Origin of the sequence: Pseudomonas sp. OE 28.3 (assembly GCF_014268205.2) — a bacterium.
GTDB lineage: Bacteria > Pseudomonadota > Gammaproteobacteria > Pseudomonadales > Pseudomonadaceae > Aquipseudomonas > Aquipseudomonas edaphica.
In genome coordinates this window covers 5,731,327-5,754,463 of record NZ_CP077082.1, presented here as the reverse complement: position 1 = coordinate 5,754,463, position 23,137 = coordinate 5,731,327, and the positions used below count along the sequence as shown (strand labels likewise).

20 protein-coding genes are annotated in these 23,137 nt (G+C 60.6%); 6 read left to right on the top strand and 14 right to left on the bottom strand.

Going from position 1 to position 23,137, the window contains the following annotated elements; genetic code table 11:
- Window positions 1-103 precede the first annotated feature (103 nt).
- The 10 genes from pgi to dksA all read right to left on the bottom strand — a co-directional run bounded on the left by pgi (window position 104) and on the right by dksA (window position 12,613).
- Window positions 104-1,768, bottom strand: coding sequence for a glucose-6-phosphate isomerase (gene pgi, locus HU759_RS25845; protein ID WP_017139241.1), 1,665 nt, complete (start codon window positions 1,766-1,768; stop codon window positions 104-106).
- Between the two features lie 224 nt (window positions 1,769-1,992).
- Window positions 1,993-2,844 carry a pantoate--beta-alanine ligase gene (gene panC, locus HU759_RS25840; protein ID WP_017139240.1) on the bottom strand — a complete coding sequence of 284 codons (852 nt, stop codon included), beginning with the start codon at window positions 2,842-2,844 and terminating at the stop codon, window positions 1,993-1,995.
- Window positions 2,841-3,641: a 3-methyl-2-oxobutanoate hydroxymethyltransferase gene (gene panB, locus HU759_RS25835; RefSeq protein WP_186617062.1), complete on the bottom strand. Its 801-nt coding sequence runs from the start codon at window positions 3,639-3,641 to the stop codon at window positions 2,841-2,843. Before panB ends, panC begins: the two co-directional genes overlap by 4 nt.
- A gap of 315 nt (window positions 3,642-3,956) precedes the next feature.
- Complete coding sequence (gene folK, locus HU759_RS25830; protein WP_017139238.1) at window positions 3,957-4,442, bottom strand: 2-amino-4-hydroxy-6-hydroxymethyldihydropteridine diphosphokinase; 486 nt, start codon at window positions 4,440-4,442, stop codon at window positions 3,957-3,959.
- Between the two features lie 2 nt (window positions 4,443-4,444).
- Window positions 4,445-5,848, bottom strand: coding sequence for a polynucleotide adenylyltransferase PcnB (locus HU759_RS25825; RefSeq protein ID WP_017139237.1), 1,404 nt, complete (start codon window positions 5,846-5,848; stop codon window positions 4,445-4,447).
- A gap of 708 nt (window positions 5,849-6,556) precedes the next feature.
- On the bottom strand, window positions 6,557-7,987 hold the full coding sequence (locus tag HU759_RS25820) for a sigma-54 dependent transcriptional regulator (protein WP_017139236.1): 1,431 nt from the start codon (window positions 7,985-7,987) through the stop codon (window positions 6,557-6,559).
- Window positions 7,988-8,009: 22 nt separating this feature from the next.
- Window positions 8,010-10,964 (bottom strand): sensor histidine kinase, encoded by a 2,955-nt coding sequence (locus HU759_RS25815; RefSeq protein ID WP_017139235.1) that lies wholly within the window; start codon window positions 10,962-10,964, stop codon window positions 8,010-8,012.
- Window positions 10,948-11,124 carry a hypothetical protein gene (locus HU759_RS25810; protein ID WP_003176118.1) on the bottom strand — a complete coding sequence of 59 codons (177 nt, stop codon included), beginning with the start codon at window positions 11,122-11,124 and terminating at the stop codon, window positions 10,948-10,950. Before HU759_RS25810 ends, HU759_RS25815 begins: the two co-directional genes overlap by 17 nt.
- Before the next feature lie 62 nt (window positions 11,125-11,186).
- Window positions 11,187-12,074, bottom strand: coding sequence for a tRNA glutamyl-Q(34) synthetase GluQRS (gene gluQRS, locus HU759_RS25805; RefSeq protein WP_017139234.1), 888 nt, complete (start codon window positions 12,072-12,074; stop codon window positions 11,187-11,189).
- A 95-nt stretch (window positions 12,075-12,169) separates the two neighbouring features.
- The gene (gene dksA / locus HU759_RS25800) at window positions 12,170-12,613 is read right to left on the bottom strand and encodes an RNA polymerase-binding protein DksA (RefSeq protein ID WP_003194150.1); all 444 of its coding nucleotides are present in this window, start codon (window positions 12,611-12,613) and stop codon (window positions 12,170-12,172) included.
- Window positions 12,614-12,934: 321 nt separating this feature from the next.
- Between dksA and HU759_RS25795 the strand changes: the two genes are divergently transcribed.
- Window positions 12,935-14,107, top strand: a complete 1,173-nt coding sequence (locus HU759_RS25795; protein ID WP_017139232.1) for a pyridoxal phosphate-dependent aminotransferase — start codon at window positions 12,935-12,937, stop codon at window positions 14,105-14,107.
- Entirely contained in the window at window positions 14,107-14,820 is a 714-nt protein-coding gene (gene sfsA / locus HU759_RS25790; protein ID WP_017139231.1) for a DNA/RNA nuclease SfsA, read from the top strand. The genes HU759_RS25795 and sfsA overlap by 1 nt, the downstream gene beginning before the upstream one ends.
- On the opposite strand, the gene HU759_RS25785 is transcribed toward sfsA, so the two are convergent.
- Window positions 14,817-15,134, bottom strand: a complete 318-nt coding sequence (locus HU759_RS25785) for a Rieske (2Fe-2S) protein (RefSeq protein ID WP_017139230.1) — start codon at window positions 15,132-15,134, stop codon at window positions 14,817-14,819. The two genes, sfsA and HU759_RS25785, sit on opposite strands and share 4 nt — an antisense overlap.
- A 156-nt stretch (window positions 15,135-15,290) precedes the next feature.
- On the opposite strand from HU759_RS25785, the gene HU759_RS25780 reads away from it, so the two are divergent.
- Genes HU759_RS25780 through HU759_RS25770 form a run of 3 tightly spaced genes read left to right on the top strand, consistent with a single transcriptional unit; the run spans window position 15,291 to window position 17,970 of the window.
- Window positions 15,291-16,169 carry an ABC transporter substrate-binding protein gene (locus HU759_RS25780; RefSeq protein ID WP_186617060.1) on the top strand — a complete coding sequence of 293 codons (879 nt, stop codon included), beginning with the start codon at window positions 15,291-15,293 and terminating at the stop codon, window positions 16,167-16,169.
- Window positions 16,166-17,203 carry an iron ABC transporter permease gene (locus HU759_RS25775; protein ID WP_099547649.1) on the top strand — a complete coding sequence of 346 codons (1,038 nt, stop codon included), beginning with the start codon at window positions 16,166-16,168 and terminating at the stop codon, window positions 17,201-17,203. The genes HU759_RS25780 and HU759_RS25775 overlap by 4 nt, the downstream gene beginning before the upstream one ends.
- Window positions 17,203-17,970, top strand: coding sequence for a heme ABC transporter ATP-binding protein (locus tag HU759_RS25770; protein ID WP_017139227.1), 768 nt, complete (start codon window positions 17,203-17,205; stop codon window positions 17,968-17,970). The genes HU759_RS25775 and HU759_RS25770 overlap by 1 nt, the downstream gene beginning before the upstream one ends.
- A gap of 243 nt (window positions 17,971-18,213) precedes the next feature.
- Here the strand turns inward: HU759_RS25770 and HU759_RS25765 are convergent, their stop codons facing one another.
- The 3 genes from HU759_RS25765 to HU759_RS25755 all read right to left on the bottom strand — a co-directional run bounded on the left by HU759_RS25765 (window position 18,214) and on the right by HU759_RS25755 (window position 20,683).
- Window positions 18,214-18,486, bottom strand: a complete 273-nt coding sequence (locus HU759_RS25765; RefSeq protein WP_017139226.1) for a TfoX/Sxy family protein — start codon at window positions 18,484-18,486, stop codon at window positions 18,214-18,216.
- Window positions 18,487-18,688: 202 nt separating this feature from the next.
- Window positions 18,689-19,033 carry a pentapeptide repeat-containing protein gene (locus tag HU759_RS25760; protein ID WP_017139225.1) on the bottom strand — a complete coding sequence of 115 codons (345 nt, stop codon included), beginning with the start codon at window positions 19,031-19,033 and terminating at the stop codon, window positions 18,689-18,691.
- Window positions 19,034-19,126: 93 nt separating this feature from the next.
- On the bottom strand, window positions 19,127-20,683 hold the full coding sequence (locus HU759_RS25755; RefSeq protein ID WP_186617058.1) for a bifunctional aminoglycoside phosphotransferase/ATP-binding protein: 1,557 nt from the start codon (window positions 20,681-20,683) through the stop codon (window positions 19,127-19,129).
- Between the two features lie 118 nt (window positions 20,684-20,801).
- Between HU759_RS25755 and mrcB the strand changes: the two genes are divergently transcribed.
- Window positions 20,802-23,126, top strand: a complete 2,325-nt coding sequence (gene mrcB, locus HU759_RS25750) for a penicillin-binding protein 1B (RefSeq protein WP_017139223.1) — start codon at window positions 20,802-20,804, stop codon at window positions 23,124-23,126.
- Window positions 23,127-23,137 lie beyond the last annotated feature (11 nt).

Here is a 23,137-nt window from a genome sequence, read left to right as displayed (position 1 = left end):
GCGGTCCTTATTCTTGTTTTAGCGACAAGGCATAAAGATGCACGCTGTGGGGAGAGGGTTCAAGGCCAACGTCCAAACGGACGTTGGCCTTGGTGTACCGGCCTCAGCCGCGGTGACGACCGCGGAAGTAGTTGATCAGGCCCTGGGTCGACGCATCGTCAGCCAGGGTTTCTTCGGCGCCGGTCAGGCGGTTGTAGACACCTTTGCCCAGCTCTTTGCCCAGCTCCACGCCCCATTGGTCGAAGGCGTTGATGCCCCAGACCACGCTTTGTACAAACACTTTGTGTTCATACATGGCGACCAGTGCGCCCAAGCGACGTGGGCTGATGCGCTCGACCACGATGGTGTTGCTCGGACGGTTGCCCGGGATCACCTTGTGAGGCGCCAGCTTCTGCACTTCGGCTTCCGGCAGGCCTTTTTCGCGCAACTCAGCCTCGGCTTCACTGCGGGTCTTGCCGAGCATCAGTGCCTGGCTCTGGGACAGGCAGTTGGCGTACAGCCACTGGTGATGGTCGGACACCGGGTTGAAGCTGACGATCGGCACAATGAAGTCGGCCGGGATCAGTTGAGTCCCCTGGTGCAGTAACTGGTGGTAAGCATGCTGACCGTTGCAACCGACGCCACCCCAGATCACCGGGCCCGTATCGGTGGACACCGGTGTGCCGTCCTGGCGCACGCTTTTGCCGTTGGACTCCATGTCCAGCTGTTGCAAGTGTTTGGTGATGTTACGCAGGTAGTGGTCATACGGCAGGATCGCATGGCTCTGCGCACCCCAGAAGTTGCCGTACCACACGCCCAGCAGGCCCAGCAGCACCGGCATGTTTTGCTCGAACGGCGCGTTCTGGAAGTGCTGGTCCATGGTGTAGGCACCGGACAACAGCTCTTTGAAGTTGGACATGCCGATGGCCAGAGCGATTGGCAAGCCAATGGCCGACCACAGCGAGTAACGGCCGCCGACCCAGTCCCACATCGGGAAGATGTTTTCTTCACGGATACCGAACGCCACGGCCGCCGCGTTGTTGCTCGATACGGCGATAAAGTGACGGTACAGTTCGGCTTCCGAGCCACCCTGGGCCAGGTACCAGGCGCGGGCGGCCTGGGCGTTTTTCAGGGTTTCGAGGGTGTTGAAGGATTTGGACGAAACGATAAACAGCGTGGTCTCGGCGCGCAGCTTCTGGGTCAGTTCGTGGAACTCGCTGCCGTCGATGTTTGCCAGGTAGTGGCAGCGCACGCCTTTGTGGGCGTAGGACAGCAATGCCTCGGAGACCAGCTCCGGGCCGAGGAACGAACCACCGATGCCGATATTCACTACGTCAGTGATCGGCTTCTCGGTGTAACCACGCCACAGGCCGTCGTGGATGCGGCCGACCAGGTCAGTGATCTGGTTCAGCACCTTGTGCACGTCCGGCATGATGTTTACGCCGTTGACCGACAGCTTGTCGCCCACTGGGCGGCGCAGCGCGGTGTGCAGGGCGGGGCGACCTTCGGAAGAGTTGACCGGCTCGCCTGCGTACAGCGCGTCAATCGCGGCTTTAAGGTTGACTTCTTTGGCCAGGCCCACCAGCAGGTCACGGGTTTCGCTGGTGATCAGGTTTTTCGAGTAATCGAGGAAAAGCCCGCAGCTGCTCAAGGTGAACTGGGAAAAGCGCTGGGGATCGGCATTGAACGCGTCGCGCATGCTGAAATCCTGCATGGCTTGGCGATGTTGATTGAGCGCTTGCCAAGCGGGCAGAGCGGTAACGTCATGAGGAGTGCGGTAGTACGCCATCGCTGCGGGTTTCCTTTTATTACGGGGACTTGCCTTTAGGACACTTCTAAATCCGGAACGTTGAGTCTTTCATCAGGCGTTTGAGTCCGGTCAGCGCCAACAATGGCGCAGGGCGACTACATTAAACCTAGCGTGTCGATATGTCTTGGCTTTGTCTGCGCTGTTGCCGGTACTTTTTTATACCGGCACAGCGATCAGGGCAACAGGCGAAGTGCCTGGCGGGGTCAGTTGAGGGTCAAATGCAGGTTGTCGATCAGGCGTGTCGCACCCAGATAGGCCGCCACGAGGATGACGATATCCCGATCCTCAGGCGTGGCCGCACGCAGGTGCACGCCTTGGCGCACTTCCAGGTAATCCATGCGCAGCCCGGCAGCTTCAATCTGCGCGATCTGCTCGGCACGCAGCTTGGCGAAATCCTGCTCGCCGCCTTTTATAGCCGCCGCAATCTGGCTGAGGCTGCGGTAGAGCACCGGCGCAATCGCGCGCTGTTCTTCGTTGAGGTAGCCGTTGCGTGACGACAGCGCCAGGCCGTCGGCGGCACGCACGGTGGGCTCGCCGATGATCTGGATGGGCATGTTCAAGTCATGCACCATGGCGCGGATGACCGCCAGTTGCTGGTAGTCCTTCTGGCCAAATACGGCCATGTCCGGCTGGACCATGTTGAACAGCTTGCTCACCACCGTCGCCACACCTTCGAAGTGCCCGGGTCGGCTGGCACCGCACAGGCCCTCGGACAGTTGCGGAACGCTGACGCGGGTTTGGCCGGTCATGCCGCCGGGGTACATTTCGTCAACGGTGGGCGCAAACAACAGATTGCAACCGGCTTGCAGCAGCTTTTCCTGGTCGGCCGCCAGCGTGCGCGGGTACTTGTCCAGGTCTTCGCCAGCGCCGAACTGCAACGGGTTGACGAAAATGCTCGCCACCACAAAGTCCGATTGCTGTGCGGCCTTGGTCACCAAGGTGGCGTGGCCGCTGTGCAGGTTGCCCATGGTGGGCACAAAGCCAATGCGTTTGCCGGCACTGCGCGCGTGGGCGACGGCGGCGCGCAGTTCTCTTACGGTTTTAACGGTGTTCATGCAGAGAACCCATGTTCTTCGCCAGGGAACGTCACGGCTTTGACTTCACTCACGTAGGCGGCCAGGGCTGCCTGGATGCTGTCCTGGCCTGCCATGAAGTTTTTCACGAATTTGGGCGCACGGCCGGTCAGCGACAGGCCGAGCATGTCGTGTACCACCAGCACTTGGCCGTCGGTGGCCGAGCCTGCGCCAATGCCGATCACCGGCACTTTGACTGCCTGGGTAATTTCTGCCGCCAGTTCGCTGGGCACGCATTCGAGCAGGATCATCGCGGCGCCGGCTTGCTCCAGGGCAATGGCATCCGCACGCATCTGGCGCGCCTGGGCTTCATTGCGGCCTTGCACCTTGTAGCCGCCGAAGATGTTCACCGACTGCGGTGTCAGGCCCATGTGCGCGCACACTGGAACGCCGCGCTCAGCCAGCAGCCGGATCGACTCCGCCAGCCATACCGCGCCTTCGACTTTGATCATGTGTGCACCGGCTTGCATCAGCTTGCCGGCGTTCTGGAAGGTTTGTTCAAGGGTGGCGTAACCCATGAACGGCAGGTCAGCGATGATGAAGGCGCCGTTGTTACCGCGTTTGACGCTGGCCGTGTGGTACGCAAGTTCGTCAGTGGTGACCGGCAGGGTGCTGTCATTCCCTTGAAGAACCATGCCCAGTGAATCGCCAATCAACAGCACTTCAACCCCGGCCTCACAGCTGGCGTGGGCGAAGGTGGCGTCATAGCAGGTCAGCATGGTGATTTTTTCACCTTTGAGCTTCAGGCTCTGCAAGGTGGTCAGGGTAATGTCTGGCATGGAAAGGGTCCTCGTTCAGGCGCTTGGAAACAGCGAGTAACGCGCGTGAGTCTTCGTTTATACAGGCGCACTGTCTTGAGAGCAGTGCTTATAAGGCCTGGATTGCGCCCTTCAGCGCCGGGTTGGCGGCAGCGGGACGCCTATAGTCGTGATGAGGACACGGGAAGTCAATTGGATGTGTTACCGCATTGTTACGAGTGGGGTGTTACCCCTGTTACGGGTGGGAGCTGGCGTGCCTGCGATGGCATCATCGCGCAATAGCGGGTGTACCGAGTTGCCCGCATCGCAGGCAAGCCGGGTCCCACATTGACCGAGTCAGTCTCGGGGCACGCGCTCCAGGCCAACAAACGGGCAGGCGGCCAGCAAGTCGCTAAGTGTTTGGCCATTGGGCAGTTGCAGGTCGGCGGGTGCCAGCTCTGCCAGCGGGTACAGCACAAACGCGCGCAAATGCATCTGATAGTGCGGCACCTTCAGCCGCGGCGTGTCGATCAGGCGATCGCCAAACAACAGGATATCCAGGTCCAGGGTGCGCGGGCCCCAGCGTTCAAGGCGCTCGCGGCCCTGGTCGTTCTCGATGGTTTGCAGGGCATCGAGTAAATCCAGTGGCGCAAGATCGCTGTCCAGGGCGGCGACCGCATTGGTGTAGCGCGGTTGGCCCGGGAGCAGGGAGTCACTTTGATAGAACGCCGACACGCCAACGAGGGCCGTGCCGGGCAATTGCGCCAGGGCTTCGACAGCGCTGCGCAATTGCTGGTCCGGGGCAGCCAGGTTGCTGCCCATGCCAATGTAGACACGTTCCACGTTTATTCGCCCGCAGCGCCCGAGGCGTCGGCCGCGCTGCGTTTGCGCTTGGTGCCGCTGCGACGACGTTTTTTCGGGCCAGTGCCTTCGCCATCGCCTTTGCTGCCGAGGTCGCGAATCATCTCGCGGCGCTGGCTGTCATTGGCATCCTGGTAGTCGGTCCACCATTCGCCCAGGCCGTCGGTCTGCTCGCCGGCGCTTTCGCGCAGCAGCAGGAAGTCGTAGCCGGCACGGAAGCGCGGGTTATCCAGCAACAGGTCGGCGCGTTTGCCACTGCGGCGCGGCAGGCGCTCCTGCATGTCCCAGATCTCGCGGATCGGCATGGTGAAGCGTTTGGGAATGGCGATGCGCTGGCACTGCTCGGCGATCAGCTCATGTGCGGCTTCCTGCATGGCCGGAATCGGCGGCATGCCACGGTCTTGCAGGCGCAATACGCGTTTGGGCAGGGCAGGCCACAGCAGGGCGGCAAACAGGAACGCCGGCGTTACCGGTTTGTTCTGCTTGATGCGCAGGTCGGTGTTGATCAACGCTTCGCTGATCAGCGTGTGGGTGTACGTGGGGTTGTATTCCAGTGCCTCGGCGCTGGCCGGGAACAGCGGGTCGAACAGTTGCAGGTCGACCAGCATTTCGAACGTATCGGCGGCATAACCCGAGAGGAACAACTTCAGCACTTCTTCGAACAGGCGTGCCGAAGGAATTTCCCGCAGCATCGGCGCCAGCTCGCGAATCGGCGCGGCGGTGTGTTTCTCGATGCCGAAGTTCAGCTTCGCGGCAAAGCGCACGGCGCGCAGCATGCGTACCGGGTCTTCCTGGTAACGCTGCGTCGGGTCGCCGATCAGGCGGATCAGGTTGTTGCGAATGTCGTGTACGCCGTTGGCGTAATCGAGAATGCGCTCGCTGACCGGGTCGTAATACAGGGCGTTGATGGTGAAGTCGCGGCGCTGCGCGTCTTCTTCCAAGGTGCCGTACACGTTGTCACGCAGGATGCGGCCGCTCTCGTTGCGGGAAGACTGATTGGTGTCTTCCTCATCATCGTTTTGCGGATGGCCTGCGCGGAACGTCGCGACCTCGATGATTTCGCGACCAAAGTGGATATGCACCAACTTGAAGCGGCGACCGATGATTCGCGCATTGCGAAACTCGGCACGCACCTGCTCCGGCGTGGCGCTGGTGGCGACGTCGAAATCCTTGGGCGTGATATTGAGCAGCATGTCACGTACGCAGCCGCCCACCAGATAAGCCTGGTAGCCGGCGTTCTGCAAACGTTCGACGATGTTCACTGCATAGCGGCTGAATTGAGCGCGCTGCAATGAATGCTGATTGCTGTTAAGCACTTCAGGCGTGCTGCGAATGTGTTGCGTACGACGCAAGGGGGAACGGAATGACTGGAACAACTTCTTCAGCATGGGATGCACTGTTTGAAGGAATGTTCGGCCATAACGAAGAATGACCGCATGATGGGCCGGGATTCTAGCATTTAGTCGAGGGATGGTGTAGGAACAAGCTGCAAGGCTTGAGCCAGAAGCTTAAAGAAGGGTGTGAGCGGGTCAAATGCCGGAAACTACAAGGGGAGCCGAAGCTCCCCCAGAAGTAGTTGCGTGCTCTATTTTTATTATGGTTGCGGGCTTTTTGTTTTTGTTGATCGCCCTCGCCATGAAGTTTCACCTTCATGACACTCCCAATAGGGAGCCAAGAGCAAACGGATTGCTTTGGTCGCTGTGTTGCTGATCTACGATCCAACCAGTTCAGGCTCTGCCTTAGGGCAGTTTTTGTTGTTCTCGGCCTGGTTGCGGGGCAAGCCCCAAATGCAACGCCTCTCCAAAAGAATCAGTTAGCTGCGCCTCCGCCGTGTTGTTTTTGTTATGCGTGAGTCGATTCGTCTTATTTTTATTGTCTTGTACAAAGCTTGTTATTGTTTTTGTACTAAGCATATAGCAGGGTGCGTGCCAACTTTTGTGCCGCCCAGCAAAACCGGGGGTTTGAGCTGGTTCTGGCTTTTGGAAGGGCGAAAAAAAGCCGGGGCTTCGTTACCGTAAGCCCCGGCTTCTGTTACGTGAAAAAGCTGCGGTAACAGTTTTTTCACATCTGAGGGTGTTACCTGTGGGGGTGCGCCCTCAGCTTTCGCTGGCCACCCCGGTCTTGCGCCGTGGAATGCCCAGGCGTTGGCGCCGTTCCCACAGGCATTTGCGACTTACGCCCAGCTTGCGAGCCAGCTCGGTCTCGGTCATATGGTCCTGATGCTCAAGCACGAAGTGCTGGAAGTAGTCTTCCAGTGACAGGTCTTCGGTCGGCTCATGGCTGGTATTGCTGCCACCGCCCTGTTGCGGGGCCAGGCCGATGAAGTCGTCGTCTTCCAGGTCGCTCAGCTCGATATCGATACCCAGCAGCTCGGCAGAAATTTCCGGGCTCTCCGACAGAATCACCGCGCGCTCGACCGCGTTCTCCAGTTCGCGGACGTTACCCGGCCACGAGTAATGCCGAATCGCCTGCTCGGCGTCGGCGGCAAACTTGAGGTCGGTACGGTTGATGCGCGCGCTCTGGCGCAGCAGAAACGCGCTGGCGATCTCATTCACGTCGGCGCCACGCTCGCGCAAGGCCGGCAGCTTGAGGGCGATTACGTGCAGGCGGTAATACAAGTCTTCCCGGAACTGGCCGATCTTGGCCAGGCTCTTGAGGTCACGGTGGGTCGCGGCGATCAGGCGCACATCGACCTTCTGTGATTGCACCGAACCGACACGGCGAATCTCGCCTTCCTGCAACACGCGCAGCAAGCGCGCCTGGGCTTCCAGGGGCAGTTCGCCAATTTCGTCGAGGAACAAGGTGCCGCCGTCCGCCGCTTCGACCAACCCCGCACGCCCGGCGCTGGCGCCGGTAAATGCGCCTTTCTCGTGCCCGAACAGTTCGGACTCGATCAGGGATTCGGGAATCGCCGCGCAGTTCACCGAAATCATCGGCGCTTTGGCACGTTTGGACAGGTTGTGCAGGGCGCGGGCCACCAGCTCTTTACCGGTGCCCGACTCGCCCTGGATCAATACATTGGAGTCGGTCGGCGCCACTTTGCGGATCTTGCTGTACAGATCCTGCATCGGTGGGCAGGAGCCGATGATGCCGATCTCGCCATTGCTGTTGTCGACCCCCGGCTTCTCGGCAGCCTTGCCGGCAGGACGCTGTTCGGCCGGCGCACTGCCAGCCGACTGACGGTCACGCAGAATGCGCGCCACGGCCTGGAGCATTTCGTCGTGATCGAAAGGCTTGGCGATGTAGTCCACCGCGCCCATCTTCATCGAGTCCACCGCCGAGCGCAGGCTGGCGTAGCTGGTCATGATCAGCACGGGCGTGCCCTGGCCAAGCTTGATCAGCTCGGTCCCCGGCGCGCCCGGCAGGCGCAGGTCGCTGACAATCAGGTCGAACGTGGGAATGCTGAAACGCTCTTGGGCTTCCTGCACCGAGCCGGCTTCGCTGACCTGGTACTGATTACGTTCAAGCAGGCGACGCAAGGCAGAGCGGATAATGGTTTCGTCTTCGACGATCAAAATGTGCGGCATTGATTCAATTCTCTCGACGGTCTCAGTTCACAGCGGACGTCGCTTCGACATGACGCGGCAAGGTCACCCGAATACGGGTGCCGCGTTGGCTTTCGGTGTCAGCCGGGCTGTCGATGGTGATTTGTCCATAATGCTCTTCAACGATGGAATAGACCAGTGCAAGGCCCAGACCGGTACCTTCACCCGGGTCCTTGGTGGTGAAGAAAGGTTCGAACAATCGATCCATGATGTTCTGTGGAATACCGCTGCCTTCGTCCTCCACGATCAGGTCGACCGTGTGCTCGAAAGCCTCGCTCTTGACGCGTACCGCACTGCCGGCGGGCGTTGCGTCACGGGCGTTTGAAAGCAGGTTGATCAGCACCTGCGCCAAGCGTTGGGAGTCGCCGTCAACCCAGTGGTCCGGGTCGCACAGGTTAAAAAACTGTACTTCGAAATTGCGCCGGTTCAAGGCCAGCAGCCCAATGGCATCCTGCGCCACTTCCGCCAGGCACACCGCTTCGTCATGGTTCTGATGCGCGCCGGCGTGGGCGAAGCTCATCAGCGACTGCACGATGCGTGACACGCGCTTGGTCTGCTCGAGGATCTGCCCGCTGATTTCGGTGATTTCAGCGTCTTCTTCGCGCTCTTCCCGCAGGTTTTGCGCCAGGCACGCGATACCGGTGATCGGGTTGCCGATTTCATGGGCCACACCCGCAGCCAGGCGACCGATGCTGGCCAGGCGTTCGGAGTGCACCAGCTTGTCTTCGAGCATCTGGGTTTCGGTCAGGTCTTCCACCAGCAGCACCAGGCCACTGTTGCCCGGCGCCAGCGGCTCGTCGATCGCCGCTTTGTGCAGATTGAGCCAGCGGGTCTGGCCGTCCAGCGCCAGGTGCTGTTTGTGCAAGTGCTCGTCGGGCAGGTTGATAAAGCCTTGCAACAGTTCTTTCCAAGGGTCGCCCAAGGTGTTCAGGCGTGAACCCACAACACGTTGTGCGGCGATGCCGGTGAGTTCTTCCATCGCCTTGTTCCACATCAGGATCTCTTGATCCTTGGCCAGGGAACACACGCCCATCGGCAGTTCTTGAAGGGTTTGACGGTGATAGCGGCGCAGGGCATCGAGTTCGGCGGCAAGGCCGGTGAGGCGTGAGTGGTAATCCTCCAGCCGGCTCTCGATGAAATGGATGTCTTCGGTGACGTAGTTTTCGCCGCCGGCCTTGTAGGGCAAGAAGGTTTCCACCATGTCCTGGGACACGCTCGGCCCCATCAGGCCGGACAGGTTGGCCTCAATGCGGTCGCGCAAACGGCGCAGGGCGTAGGGCCGGCGCTCGTCAAACGGCAGGTAAAGGTCGCGCAGCGCCTGCTCGACTTCCTTTTGCGCAGCCTTGGCGCCCAGCGGCTTGGCCAGTTGGGTGGCGAACTCTTGCGGTGAGGCGGCGTGCAGCTCGCGGCGTTGCGGGCGGCGCACGTTGTCCACCGCGCAGGCTTCGGCGGCGCTGGTTTCTTCGGGGCTGGCGTTGGTGAACAGCGAGATCAGGGTAAACATCAGCACGTTGGCGGCCAACGAGGCGATCGCTGCCATGTGCCAGCTGGTGTCATCCAGCACGTAGATCATGTTCAGCAGCGGAATGTAGAAACCCTGCAGGTTGCCGACCAGCGGCAGCAGCATGGTCACCATCCACACCAGAATGCCTGCCAGCAGCCCGGCGATAAAGCCGCGACGGTTGGCGGTTGGCCAGTACAGCACCGACAACACACCCGGCAAGAACTGCAAGGTCGCTACAAACGCGACGATGCCGAGGTTGGCCAGATCTTGCCCAGCGCCCAGCAGCAGGTAGAAGCCATAGCCGGCCATGATGATGGCGACGATCAGCGCGCGGCGCGTCCATTTCAGCCAGCGGTAGATATTACCTTCGGCTGGCGGCTGATACAGCGGCAGCACCAGGTGATTGAGCGCCATGCCGGAGAGTGCCAGCGTGGTGACGATGATCAAGCCACTGGCCGCCGACAAACCGCCTACGTAAGCCAGCAATGCCAGGGATTTGCTGTTGGCGGCAATACCGACGCCAAGGGTGAAGTATTCGGGGTTGGTGGTGGCGCCGAGCTTGAGGCCGGCCCACAGGATCAGCGGCACCGCCAGGCTCATCAGCAGCAGGAATAACGGCAAACCCCAGCTGGCGCTGACCAATGAGCGCGGGTTGAGGTTCTCGGTGAAGGTCATGTGGTACATGTGCGGCATCACGATGGCCGAGGCAAAGAACACCAGCAGCAGCGTGCGCCATGGGCCTTCCTGCAACGGCGTGTGCAAAGCGGCGAGGGCGGTCTGGTTTTGCAGCAACCACAACTCCAACTGTTGCGGCCCGTCGAATACGCCATACAGCGCATACAGGCCGACACCGCCGATGGCGATCAGCTTGATCACCGACTCAAAGGCAATCGCAAACACCAGGCCTTCGTGTTTTTCGCGGGTGGCGATATGGCGTGAACCGAAGAAAATCGTGAACAGCGTGATCAGTGCGCAGAAGGCCAGGGCAACGCGGTGCTGCACCGGTTCGCGGGTGAGGATGCTGATGGAGTCCGCCACCGCCTGGATCTGCAGGGCCAGCAACGGCAGCACGCCGATCAGCATAAAGATCGTGGTCAGCGCGCCGGCCCAGGTGCTGCGAAAGCGGAAGGCAAACAAGTCCGCCAGGGACGACAGCTGATAGGTGCGGGTGATTTTCAGGATCGGGTACAGCAATACCGGCGCCAGCAGGAACGCGCCGGACACGCCCAGGTAGCTGGACAGAAAGCCGTAGCCATACTGATAGGCCAGCCCCACCGTGCCATAAAATGCCCAGGCGCTGGCGTAGACGCCCAGGGACAAGGTGTAGGTCAACGGATGGCGAATGATCGCCCGCGGAATCATTCCACGCTCACTGATCCAGGCAACCCCGAACAACGCGGCCAGGTAGGCGGCGCTGATCAGCAGCATCTGGGTGAGGCTAAAGCTCATCGGCATCTTTTTGGCTCTGCAGGATGAAGGTCACGACGATCAGGATCAACCACAGCAGATAAGGGCGATACCAGGCGCCCGTGGCGTCGATCCACCAATCCATGATGGCCGGGGAAAACAGGTAGATCCCGACGACCAGCAGCAGGACCAATCGATAGATGTACATGTTGGCCTCTGATTAAAAAACTGCCGCGATGGTAACGGATGCTTGGCAAGCTGCAAGCGCCTTCAGCTCAATTGCGCTTCGGCCAGCGTGAGTGTGCGCGGAATCTGGCTGGCGTCCCAGTGTGCAATGCCCCAATCCAGCAGTTCCCGTGGGCTGGCGTGCAGCAGTTCGCTGCCGGGTTGCTGGCCGAGGGCGCGCAACGCTCTCAATAGCAAAGGTGTGGCCTGGTCGGGTGTCAACGGCGGCGAGCGGTAGGATTTGCCCAGCTTGTTGCCGTCCGGCTGGGTGATCAGCGGCACGTGCAGGTAGCGCGGTTGGCGCAGACCCAGCAGTTCCTGCAGGTAAAGCTGGCGCGGCGTGGAATCGAGCAGGTCGGCGCCGCGTACGATGTCGGTGACACCTTGCCAGGCATCATCGAGTACCACTGCCAGTTGGTAGGCATACAGGCCATCGCGACGGCGGATGATGAAATCGCCCACATCACGGCCCAGGTGCTGTCGGAATTCGCCTTGCACGCGGTCGGTAAAGTGATACTCCAGCTCCGGAACGCGCAGGCGGATCGCCGCGTCTTGCTGATCGTGCCCGAGGTTTCGGCACAGGCCTGGATAGATCCCGTGGTAGGGCTCCAATTGTTTACGCGAGCAGGTACAGGCGTAAGCCAGGCCGTGGTTGAACATGTCGTTCAAGACTTTGGCGTAGGCATCATGCCGCTCGCTTTGCCGGACCAGTTCCCCATCCCACTCAAAGCCATAGCTTTCCAGGGCGTGCAGGATCGCCGCCTGGGCGCCGGGTTCTTCACGGGGTGGGTCGAGGTCTTCCATGCGCATCAGCCAGCGGCCGTGATTGGCGCGGGCATCGAGGTAGGAGGCGAGCGCGGCAACCAGCGAACCGAAGTGCAGGTGGCCGCTGGGCGTGGGGGCGAAACGCCCGATATAAGTAGAGGCTGTCATGGGCCGGATACTACTGGAAAACCGCTGAACGCCAGAAACAAAAATGGAGCGTTTGCACGCCCCATTTTTTGTTTGTCGCGTTCAGCCCGGCAGGGTTACTTGCCGACCTGTTTTTCCTTGATTTCAGCCAAGGTCTTGCAGTCTACGCACAGGTCCGCGGTTGGGCGGGCTTCCAGGCGGCGAATACCAATCTCGACGCCGCAGGATTCGCACCAGCCGTATTCCTCGTCCTTGATCAGTTGCAGGGTCTTGTCGATCTTCTTGATCAGCTTGCGCTCTCGATCACGCGCTCGCAGTTCAAGGGCGAACTCTTCTTCCTGGCTCGCACGGTCGGCCGGATCAGGAAAGTTGGCTGCTTCGTCCTTCATGTGGTCAACGGTACGATCAACCTCCTGCATCAAGTCCTGTTTCCACTTGTTCAGGATCTTGGTGAAGTGCTCGCGCATGGGCTCGCCCATGTACTCCTCGCCCTTTTTTTCCACATAGGGTTCGAAGCCGCCGAGGCCTTGAGTCTGCTGTTGCTTTGCTTGGGTGGACATGAATAGACCGCCTCTCACTCTTCTAATCCATTGCGCAGGATTGCAACGTCACCGACACCTGCCGGCCCTGCGGCTGCAAGCGGGCGAACTTACCAGATAGATTCGGGGTGCGCCACTCCCGGTTGTCGAGGCCCAACGTGGCAGGCTTGCAAACTGTCATGGCCCGCCATGGCTGGGTATAGCGTGTCTCGAATGTTGATTTTAGTCGTTTTGCAGGCGCTTGCCCGGTTCAGCACGGAGGACCGAGCAGGCAATAGAGCATGTTTTACCGCGCGGGTTCGGTAGAATCCGAATTTTGTCCTCACCGTTTAAGGAAGGCTAATGGCTCAGCCCTACAGTGCGCGCAGTCGCGCCATCGAACCTTTTCACGTTATGGCGTTACTGGCGCGAGCCAATGAGCTGCAGGCGGCTGGCCATGATGTTATCCACCTGGAGATCGGCGAGCCGGATTTCACCACGGCCGAGCCGATTATCCAGGCCGGCCAGGCCGCACTGGCTAACGGCAAGACGCGCTATACCGCGGCCCGTGGGCTGCCCGAGTTGCGCCAGGCCATCAGTGGTTTTTACCAGCAGCGCTACGGCCTGAGCGTCGACCCCGAGCGCATTCTGATCACGCCCGGTGGCTCTGGCGCGTTGCTGCTGGCCAGCAGCCTGCTGGTCGATCCGGGCAAGCACTGGCTGTTGGCCGACCCAGGCTACCCGTGTAACCGACATTTCCTGCGGCTGGTGGAAGGCGCGGCGCAGTTGGTGCCGGTTGGCCCGGACGTGCGCTACCAATTGACCGCTGAGCTGGTGGCCAAACACTGGAATGCAGACAGCGTTGGCGCGCTGGTGGCCTCACCAGCCAACCCGACCGGCACCATTCTGACCCGCGACGAACTGGCGGGGTTGTCGAGTGCAATCAAGGCGCGTAACGGCCATTTGGTGGTGGACGAGATCTATCACGGCCTCACCTACGGCACCGATGCCGCCAGCGTGCTGGAAGTCGACGACGATGCCTTCGTCTTAAATAGTTTTTCGAAGTATTTCGGCATGACCGGCTGGCGCCTCGGCTGGCTGGTGGCGCCCCCGGCGGCAGTGGGCGAATTGGAGAAGTTGGCGCAGAACCTCTACATCAGCGCGCCGAGCATGGCCCAATACGCGGCGCTGGCGTGTTTCACCGAGCAAACCCTGAGTATTCTGGAAGAGCGCCGCGCCGAGTTCGGGCGCCGCCGGGATTTCCTGCTGCCAGCCTTGCGCGAGTTGGGTTTCGGCATCGCCGTAGAGCCCGAAGGCGCGTTCTACTTGTACGCCGATATCAGCGCGTTCGGCGGTGATGCCTTCGCGTTTTGCCGTCATTTCCTTGAAACCGAGCATGTGGCGTTTACGCCGGGCCTGGATTTTGGTCGTTATCAGGCCGGCCATCATGTGCGTTTTGCCTACACGCAAAACCTCGATCGGCTACAGGAAGCGGTGGAACGCATCGCCCGTGGCTTGCGGAGCTGGCAAGGCTGATGCGCTTTCATCCTCCCCTCGAAGAAGGGCGGCTGATCCGCCGCTACAAGCGCTTTCTCACCGATATCGAAACGCTGACCGGCGAGTTGCTGACCATTCACTGCCCCAACACCGGCTCTATGCTCAATTGCATGGTGGAGGGCGGCCAGGTCTGGTTCAGTCGCTCCACAGACCCCAAGCGCAAGTTGCCGGGCACCTGGGAAATTGCCGAAACCCCCCAAGGCCGGCTGGCATGCGTCAACACCGCGCGTGCCAACCAACTGGTGGAGGAGGCGTTGCGTGCCGGGGTGATCACTGAACTCAACGGTTTTACCGCCTTGAAGCGCGAAGTGCCTTACGGCCAGGAAAAAAGCCGTATCGATTTTCGCCTGGAGTACCCACACGGCGCGGCGTATGTGGAGGTCAAGAGCGTCACCTTGGGCTTTGATGGCTCGCCGGTGGCAGCGTTTCCCGACGCGGTGACCCAACGTGGCGCCAAGCATTTGCGCGAGTTGGCACACCTGGCGCGTGAGGGCGTGCGTGCGGTGCAGTTGTATTGCGTGAACCTGTCGGGGATCGACGCTGTACGCCCGGCGGTGGAAATCGATGCGGGCTACGCCGCTGCGCTGCGCGAGGCCAAGGCGGCCGGCGTGGAGGTGTTGGCCTATGGTGCGCGGGTCACGCCGCAGGAAATTATCATCGACCGGCGCCTGGACGTGATGATCGGCGACTAGAGTTGCACCCACAGGCCTTGCGCGTCTTCACGGCCGGGCAGGGCTTTAAGGCTTTGGCCCGCGCACGGCCCGGCAATGCACTCGCCGCTTTCGATCAGGAACAAGGCGCCGTGGGTGGCGCACTGGATCAGGCTGGCGCTGCTGTCCAGGAACTGGTCGGGCTGCCATTCCAGCGGGATGCCGCGATGGGGGCAGCGGTTGAGGTAGAAGTACGCCACGCCGTCACGGCGCACGGCCAACACTTTGCAACCGTCTATTTCAAAACCACGGCTGCTGTTGGGCGCCAGGGCATCTGAGGGGCAGAGAAGCTTCATAACAATCCTTAAGTGCCTTGACGTTCAAATGCAAACAATTATCAAATGCCGGCTTCGCCCGTTAGCTGATTGGGTGCTCTGTACGATGCCAGACAGGGTTTATCTGTCACATCCATGAGTGCTTGAGTGGCCCCGCCCTTGGAAGGAAACCCTGTTATGCGCCTGAGTACCAGCGCTATTGCGCTTGCTGCCTCACTGCTGGTCAACCACGGGGCGCAAGCCTCTGAACTGCCGCAACGCTGGGTCAGCGCCGGTGGGGCGCTATCGGAATGGGTGACGGCGCTGGGCGGGGAGTCAAAGCTGGTGGGGGTGGATACCACCAGCCAGCATCCAGAATCGCTCAAGGCGTTGCCGAGCATCGGTTACCAGCGCCAGTTGTCGGCAGAAGGGATTTTGAGCCTGCGTCCGCAGGTTCTGGTCGGGACTGAAGAGATGGGCCCACCGACGGTGCTGGCGCAAATTCGCGGCGCGGGCGTGCAGGTGGAGATGTTCTCGGCAGAGCCGGATTTGCCGACCTTGAAAGGCAACCTTCAGCACTTGGGCAAGCTGTTGGGTGATGAAGCCAAGGCCAACGAATTGTTTACCGGATATGAACAAAAGCTGGATCAGCAGCAAGCCTGGGTCACCAAGGCCCAGGCCACGCAAAAGGCGCCGGGTGTGCTTTTGTTGCTAGGGCATGCAGGTGGCAAACCCCTGATTGCAGGCAAGGACACGGCCGCCGATTGGATGTTGCAGCAGGCGGGCGGGCATAACCTGGCGACCCACACGGGCTATAAGCCGTTTTCGGTGGAGTCGCTGGCCGGGCTGAGCCCTGATGTGCTGGTGTTTGCTGATCGCGCTCTCACCGGTGATGCGGCGCGGGCGGCCTTGTTCAAGGAAAACCCGATTCTGGCGTCGACCCCGGCCGCCAAAAACGGCCGCGTGTTTGAGCTGGACCCGACCCTGCTGGTCGGCGGGCTCGGGCCGCGTCTGCCGCAAAGCCTGGTGCAATTGTCTGCCGGGTTTTATCCGTCCCAGGCTAAACCTGCCCCATGACGACTCTGGTTAAACCGAAAACGCTGTTTATCGGGCTGGCGCTGTTATGCCTTCTGGCAATCTGGCTTTCACTGGCCCTGGGGCCGGTCAGCCTGCCGTTGCTGGATACGCTCAAGGCCGCCTTGCGCCTGATGGGCGTACCGATTGAAGCCCAGGGCCTGGAGCAGGCCGAATTGATCCTGGGGCAGATTCGTTTGCCGCGAACCTTGCTGGGTTTGGCGGTAGGTGGTGTGCTGGCATTGTCGGGTGTGGCGATGCAGGGCTTGTTTCGCAACCCGCTGGCCGATCCGGGGTTGGTCGGTGTGTCCAGCGGCGCGGCGCTCGGGGCGGCGATTGCTATCGTCGGCGGTTCTTTTTTTGGTGGCCTGCCGGATGCGTTCGGGCCTTATCTGCTGTCGTTGTGCGCGTTTCTTGGCGGTTTGGGCGTCACTGCCCTGGTCTATCGCCTGGGGCGCCGCAACGGCCAGACCAACGTTGCAACGATGCTGCTTGCCGGTATCGCGCTTACCGCCCTGGCCAGTTCGGCGGTGGGGTTGTTTACCTATCTGGCCGATGACGCCACCTTGCGCACGCTGACGTTCTGGAATCTTGGCAGCCTCAATGGCGCCAGCTATTCGCGGTTGTGGCCATTGCTGTTGGTGAGCGCCGGTGTGGCGCTGTGGTTGCCGCGCCGTGCAAAAGCCTTGAATGCATTGTTGCTGGGTGAGTCCGAAGCCAATCACCTTGGCATTGATGTTGAAGGGCTCAAGCGTGAACTGGTGTTTTGCACGGCCCTCGGTGTGGGCGCGGCGGTAGCGGCGGCGGGCATGATCGGGTTTGTCGGGCTGGTGGTGCCGCATCTGGTGCGCTTGTTGGCCGGGCCGGATCATCGGGTGTTGTTGCCGGCGTCTGTGCTCGCGGGCGCGAGCCTGTTGCTGTTTGCTGACCTGGTGGCACGCCTGGCGCTGGCGCCGGCTGAACTGCCGATCGGCATCGTGACGGCCTTTATCGGCGCGCCGTTTTTTCTTTATTTATTGTTGCGAGGGCGCGCCTGATGCTGCGAGTAGAAGCGTTGCAGGTCCGGCGTGGCGATAAAACCGTGCTGGCGGATGTCACCCTGGACTTGCTGCCGGGTGAAGTGCTCGGTGTGCTCGGCCCTAACGGAGCAGGCAAGAGCACGCTGCTCGGTGCGTTGTGCGGCGAGCTGAAGCCGGATCAGGGCAAGGTGTGGCTGGACCAGCAAGCCTTGACGGACTGGAGCGGGCCGCAACGTGCCCAACGTTTGGCAGTGTTGCCGCAGACTTCCACGCTGGATTTCGCATTTCGTGTCGAGGAGGTTGTAGGCATGGGCCGCTTGCCCCATCAGACCGGACGCGTGCGTGATGACGAAATCATCGAGGCGGCGCTGCACGCGGCAGACGTGGGCCATTTAAGCGGACGCAGCTACCTGGCGCTGTCGGGTGGTGAACGCCAGCGTGTGCATCTGGCGCGAGTGTTGGCGCAGTTATGGCCGGGGGAAGCCGGGCAGACCCTGCTGTTGGATGAGCCGACCTCGATGCTTGACCCCTTGCACCAACACACGACCCTGCAAGCTATACGTACATTCGCGGATCGCGGCGCTGCGGTGCTGGTGATTCTCCATGACCTGAACCTGGCGGCGCGTTATTGCGACCGAATTCTGTTGCTGGAGCAGGGGCGCCCACACGCGTTGGATACGCCGGCGCAGGTGATGCGGCCCGAGCCACTTAAGGCGGTGTTTGGTTTGGAGGTGCTGGTACAGCCGCACCCGGAGCGTGGGCATCCGTTGATCATTGCGCGCTGAATCGGCTTTTTTACAGGTAAAAAAAGACCCGGCAAGAGCCGGGTCAAATAACCGTGATTAGCCTGATGAGGAGATAATCTGAGAGTCCGAACCAATGGTCTTTCAGTTATCGGCTGATCTCGCGACCAGCTGTGATAATCATAACGATTCTCATTTGAGAGTCAACATCTGTTTTTCAACGATCTGCCGTTTTTCTCAAACACGTGTTCGAACTGCCCATGAACATTGGGGGTTCTTGCAGACCTAAATTTTCTGACGCGCTGAAATCGCTTCCAACTGACGGTTCAATGCCTCCTTGCGTTCCGTCGGGATGTCGTTCCAATGCACGTCCATCAAGGCTCCCTCAATTGCATACAGCAGCACTTTCGAGGCCCGAAACCCGCGAGTGCGCACGGCTCGGTAGGCATCGACAGCTCCCAGGCGACGTAAGTCGGACGCGCTGTGGATGCCCACCGCATGCAGCCACTGCGCCGACGTCTTGCCCAGGTTTTTCAGGTGTTGCAGCTCATCGTTCATCAAGCCTCCTTGCGACGGCCGAATGGTGCGGTGGGTATCGTGACCAGGCAAGCCTGAAAAGGAGTGTAGCGCTCAGTAGGAAAAGCGTGGTTCTTTGGTCAGGAACGGCTGAAAAGCTTATAAGAATTTTTAAGGATATTGCCGACAAGCAGGCAGGAGGCGCCGCTACGCGTGAGGCGTAGCTGGGGCCCGAAAGATGAAGTTACTTGGTGCGGTAGCGCAAACGAGTGCCGAAATTGACCGACATGAGGATTTCGTCAGCCGTCAGTTCGGGGGAGAAGTAGGTGCCGGAAATCTGCGCATGGGCCAGGCTGGCGCCTTCCAGCGAGCACTCGCGCAGGTCCAGGCCGCGCAGGTCGGCAGAGCGGAAGTAGGCGTCGGTGAAATCCACGCCCGTGGCGTTCAGGTCACGCAGGTCCAACCCCCGGAAGTCGCCACCACGCATGTCGATGGGGCCGTCTTTGGGGCGTTCCTGGTTGAAGCCGCGGATGTCGTCTTTATGCAGGAGTGCGTAGAGCGGAGTATCAAGAAGCTTGGGCTGACTCATGACGGCGACTCCTGTTGGAATTATGACGCCATTATAGTGCCACTATTGCTCGGTCGTGCACCGAAGATCGGTGACACGACCAAGAAATATTTCTTACAGACCGGGCAGGCGCTGGCGAATGTGTGCCACCAGAGCGTCGAGTGTGCCGCTTTCGTTGGTTTCCACGCGTTTGCTCAGCAGCAGCTCTTCGGCGGTCAGCGGGTCACGGTTGGCCTGCTGTTCTTCGATAATGGTGAGCGTCGCGTCGGAAGGATCGTTTTTATCCGCCTGACGTTGCGCCAGCCAGCTGGCGATAACGGCTTGCGGTGCGTTGCAATCAAGGATCAGGAAGGGCGCACCGGTTGCCTCGGCAATCTTGGCGGCGGCATTGCGTTGTGCGCTTTTCAGGAAGGTCGCGTCCAGCACTACCGGGTAGCCGGCACGCAAGACGGTATCGGCGATTTCGTTGAGCCGAGCGTAGGTGGCAGAGCTGGCTTCGGCGGCGTAGATACCGGCTTGCGGGGTGTTCTCGACCTTTTGTTCGCCAAACAGGCGCTTGCGTTCCACATCCGAACGCAGGCGCACGGCACCCAAGGCTTCCACCAGACGCATGGCCACGTGGCTTTTACCGACGGCCGAAACACCGTGGGTTATCGCCAGGAAGCGCGATGGAATAGTGCTGTAGCTTTCCGCCAGGTTCGCATAGTTGCGGTATTGGCGCAGGGTGGTGGCGCGTTGCACCGGGCTGGCCTCGCTCGGCATGCTGAACAACGCCACCTTGGCGCGCACCAGTGCACGGTAGGCTTTATAGAAGTTCAGCACTTCCAGGCCCTGATAGTCGCCGGTCAGCTCCAGGTACTGGCTGATAAAACGGCGCGCCAGGGATTTGAGGCCGCGGTCTTCCAGGTCCATCGCCAGAAAGGCCGTGTCGGCATACACATCGGTGAAGCGGAACGGCTCGTTGAACTCGATGCAGTCGAAGATCACCACCTGGCCATCGATCAGGGTGGCGTTGCCCAAGTGGATATCACCGTGACACTCACGGGTGAAGCCTTCGAGTTTGCGCTGGGCCAGCAGTGGCTTGAGGCGTTCGAAGCTGGCTTCGGCCCAGGCTTGCAGGGCTTCGAGTTGAGCCAGGTCGGCTTTGTCGCTGAGGAACGGGCGGATCTGGTCGAAGTTCTGGCGAACCGGTGCCATCACCTCATCCGGCGTGCCGGCGGGGTGGTCTTGCGGCACTTTCGGGGCGCTGAGGTGGAAGTGCGCAATCTGCTTGGCCATATCATCAATGTGCGCGCTGGTGACCTCGCCATTGGCTTGCAGTGTGCTGAGCAGCTGGCTCTGCGGGAATTGGCGCATTTTCAGCGCGTATTCGATGACCGGGCCATCACCGCCCAATTGCGGGGCTTCGGCGCTGCCGGTGATTGGCAACACGTCAAGATACAAATCTTCGGTCAGGCGCTGATTGAGGCGCAGCTCTTCGCGGCAGAAGTGGCCGCGATCATCCAGTTGGGTGAAATCCAGAAAGCCGAAGTTCATCGGCTTCTTCAGCTTATAAGCATAGGGGCCGGTCAGTATGACCCAGGAAATATGGGTCTCAATGACTTGAAACGCTTCAACCGGATGGGGATACAAAGCCGGGTTTTGCAGGGCAGCGATCAGGGACTGGCTCACGGGCGATCCTTCAAAGTCTGGGGGAAATCATGGCCGGCATTATGGCGGTTACGGTCGGTCGTGCAAACCGCTGTCCGGCTCATGTTGATCGTCAATAAAGTGCGTATAATCCGCCGCCATGACTCGAACCCGATCTCCCCGTTCCCGTAAAAAACCTCCTTCACGCGGCCTGCGCCCGTGGCTGGGCTGGGCCATCAAGCTGAGCCTGGTAGGCCTTGTGGTGCTCGCAGGCTTCGCGGTGTACCTCGACGCCGTGGTGCAGGAGAAATTCTCCGGCAAGCGCTGGACCATCCCGGCCAAGGTATACGCACGCCCGTTGGAATTGTTCACCGGCCAAAAGCTGAGCAAGGAAGACTTCCTTACCGAACTCGACGCCTTGGGCTATCGCCGCGAACCCGTGAGCAATGGCCCCGGCGCCGCTGCTGTCAGCGGCAATACCGTCGATTTGAATACCCGTGGCTTCCAGTTCTATGAAGGCCTGGAGAAAGCCCAGCCGGTGCGCGTGCGCTTCTCCGGCGATTACGTTGCCGAACTGTCGTCGCTCAATGGCTCCAAGTTGCCCGTGGTGCGCCTGGAACCGCTGTTGATCGGCGGTATTTACCCCAAGAACCTTGAAGATCGCATCCTGATCAAGCTTGATCAGGTGCCGCCGTACCTGCTCGATACGCTGATCGCCGTGGAAGACCGCGATTTCTACAGCCACTGGGGTGTGTCGCCCAAGTCGATTGCCCGCGCCATCTGGGTTAACACTTCCGGTGGCAAGATGACCCAGGGCGGCAGTACGCTCACGCAACAATTGGTCAAGAACTTCTACCTGACCAACGAGCGCAGCCTCACCCGTAAACTCACCGAAGCCATGATGGCCATGCTGCTGGAGCTGCATTACAGCAAGCAGGAGATTCTTGAGGCGTACCTCAACGAAGTGTTCGTCGGCCAGGACGGCCAGCGCGCGGTGCACGGTTTCGGCTTGGCCAGCCAGTTCTTCTTTGGCCAGCCCTTGTCCGAATTGAAATTGCATCAAGTCGCGTTGCTGGTGGGGATGGTCAAGGGGCCGTCTTACTACAACCCGCGTCGCAACCCGGAGCGCGCGCTTGAGCGTCGTAACCTGGTGCTGGATGTACTCGAACAGCAGGGCGTGGCCACCGCTGAACAAGTCGCGGCGGCGAAAAAAATGCCACTGGGTGTTACCACTCGCGGCAAGCTGGCCGACAGTTCGTTCCCGGGCTTTATTGATCTGGTCAAACGCCAGCTACGTGAAGACTATCGCGACGAAGACTTGACCGAAGAAGGCCTGCGGATCTTTACCAGTTTCGACCCGATCCTGCAGATGAAAGCCGAAGCGTCGGTCAACGATACCTTCAAACGCCTGACCGGCCGTAAAGGTTCGGATGAAGTCGAAGCAGCCATGGTCGTGACCAACCCGGAAACCGGTGAAGTGCAGGCCATGATCGGCAGCCGCCAGGCCAGTTTTGCCGGTTTCAACCGTGCCCTGGATGCGGTGCGGCCAATCGGTTCGCTGGTCAAGCCAGCGGTCTACCTCACGGCCCTGGAAAAACCAAGCAAATACACGCTGACCAGTTGGCTGTCGGATGACCCGCTGTCGGTCAAAGGGGCGGATGGCCAGGTATGGACGCCGCAGAACTTTGATCGTCGCTCCCACGGCACTGTGTTCCTGTACCAAGGCCTGGCGCATTCCTACAACATCTCCACCTCGCGCCTTGGGCTTGAAGTGGGCGTGCCGAATGTGCTGAAAACCCTGGGGCGACTGGGCATCACCCGTGAGTTCCCGGCGTTCCCCTCGATGCTGCTGGGCGCTGGCGCCATGACCCCGATGGAAGTGGCGACGATGTACCAGACCCTCGCCAACGGTGGCTTCAATACCCCGATGCGCGGCATTCGCAGTGTGCTGACCGCCGAGGGCGAACCGCTCAAGCGTTACCCGTTCCAGATCCAGCAGCGCTTTGACGCAGGTTCCATCTATCTGATCCAGAACGCCATGCAGCGCGTGATGCGTGAAGGTACCGGGCGTTCTGTCTATAGCGTGCTGCCGTCGAACCTGACGCTGGCGGGCAAGACCGGCACCAGTAACGATTCGCGCGACAGCTGGTTCGCAGGCTTCGGCCAGGATGTGCTGGCCGTGGTCTGGCTGGGTCGCGACGATAACGGCAAAACCCCGTTCACTGGTGCGACCGGTGCGCTGCAGGTGTGGACCAGTTTCATGCGCAAGGCCGATCCGTTGCCGCTTAACATGCCGCAGCCGGACAACATCGTGCAGGCCTGGATTGATCCGCATACCGGGCAGGGTTCCGATGCCAACTGTCCGGGCGCGGTACAGATGCCGTATATTCGCGGCAGCGAGCCACCCGCCGGTGCTGCGTGCGGTGGCAGTGCCCCCGCTGACGCGGATTCGGTGATGGATTGGGTCAAGGGCTGGATGCATTAAGCAAAGAGGGT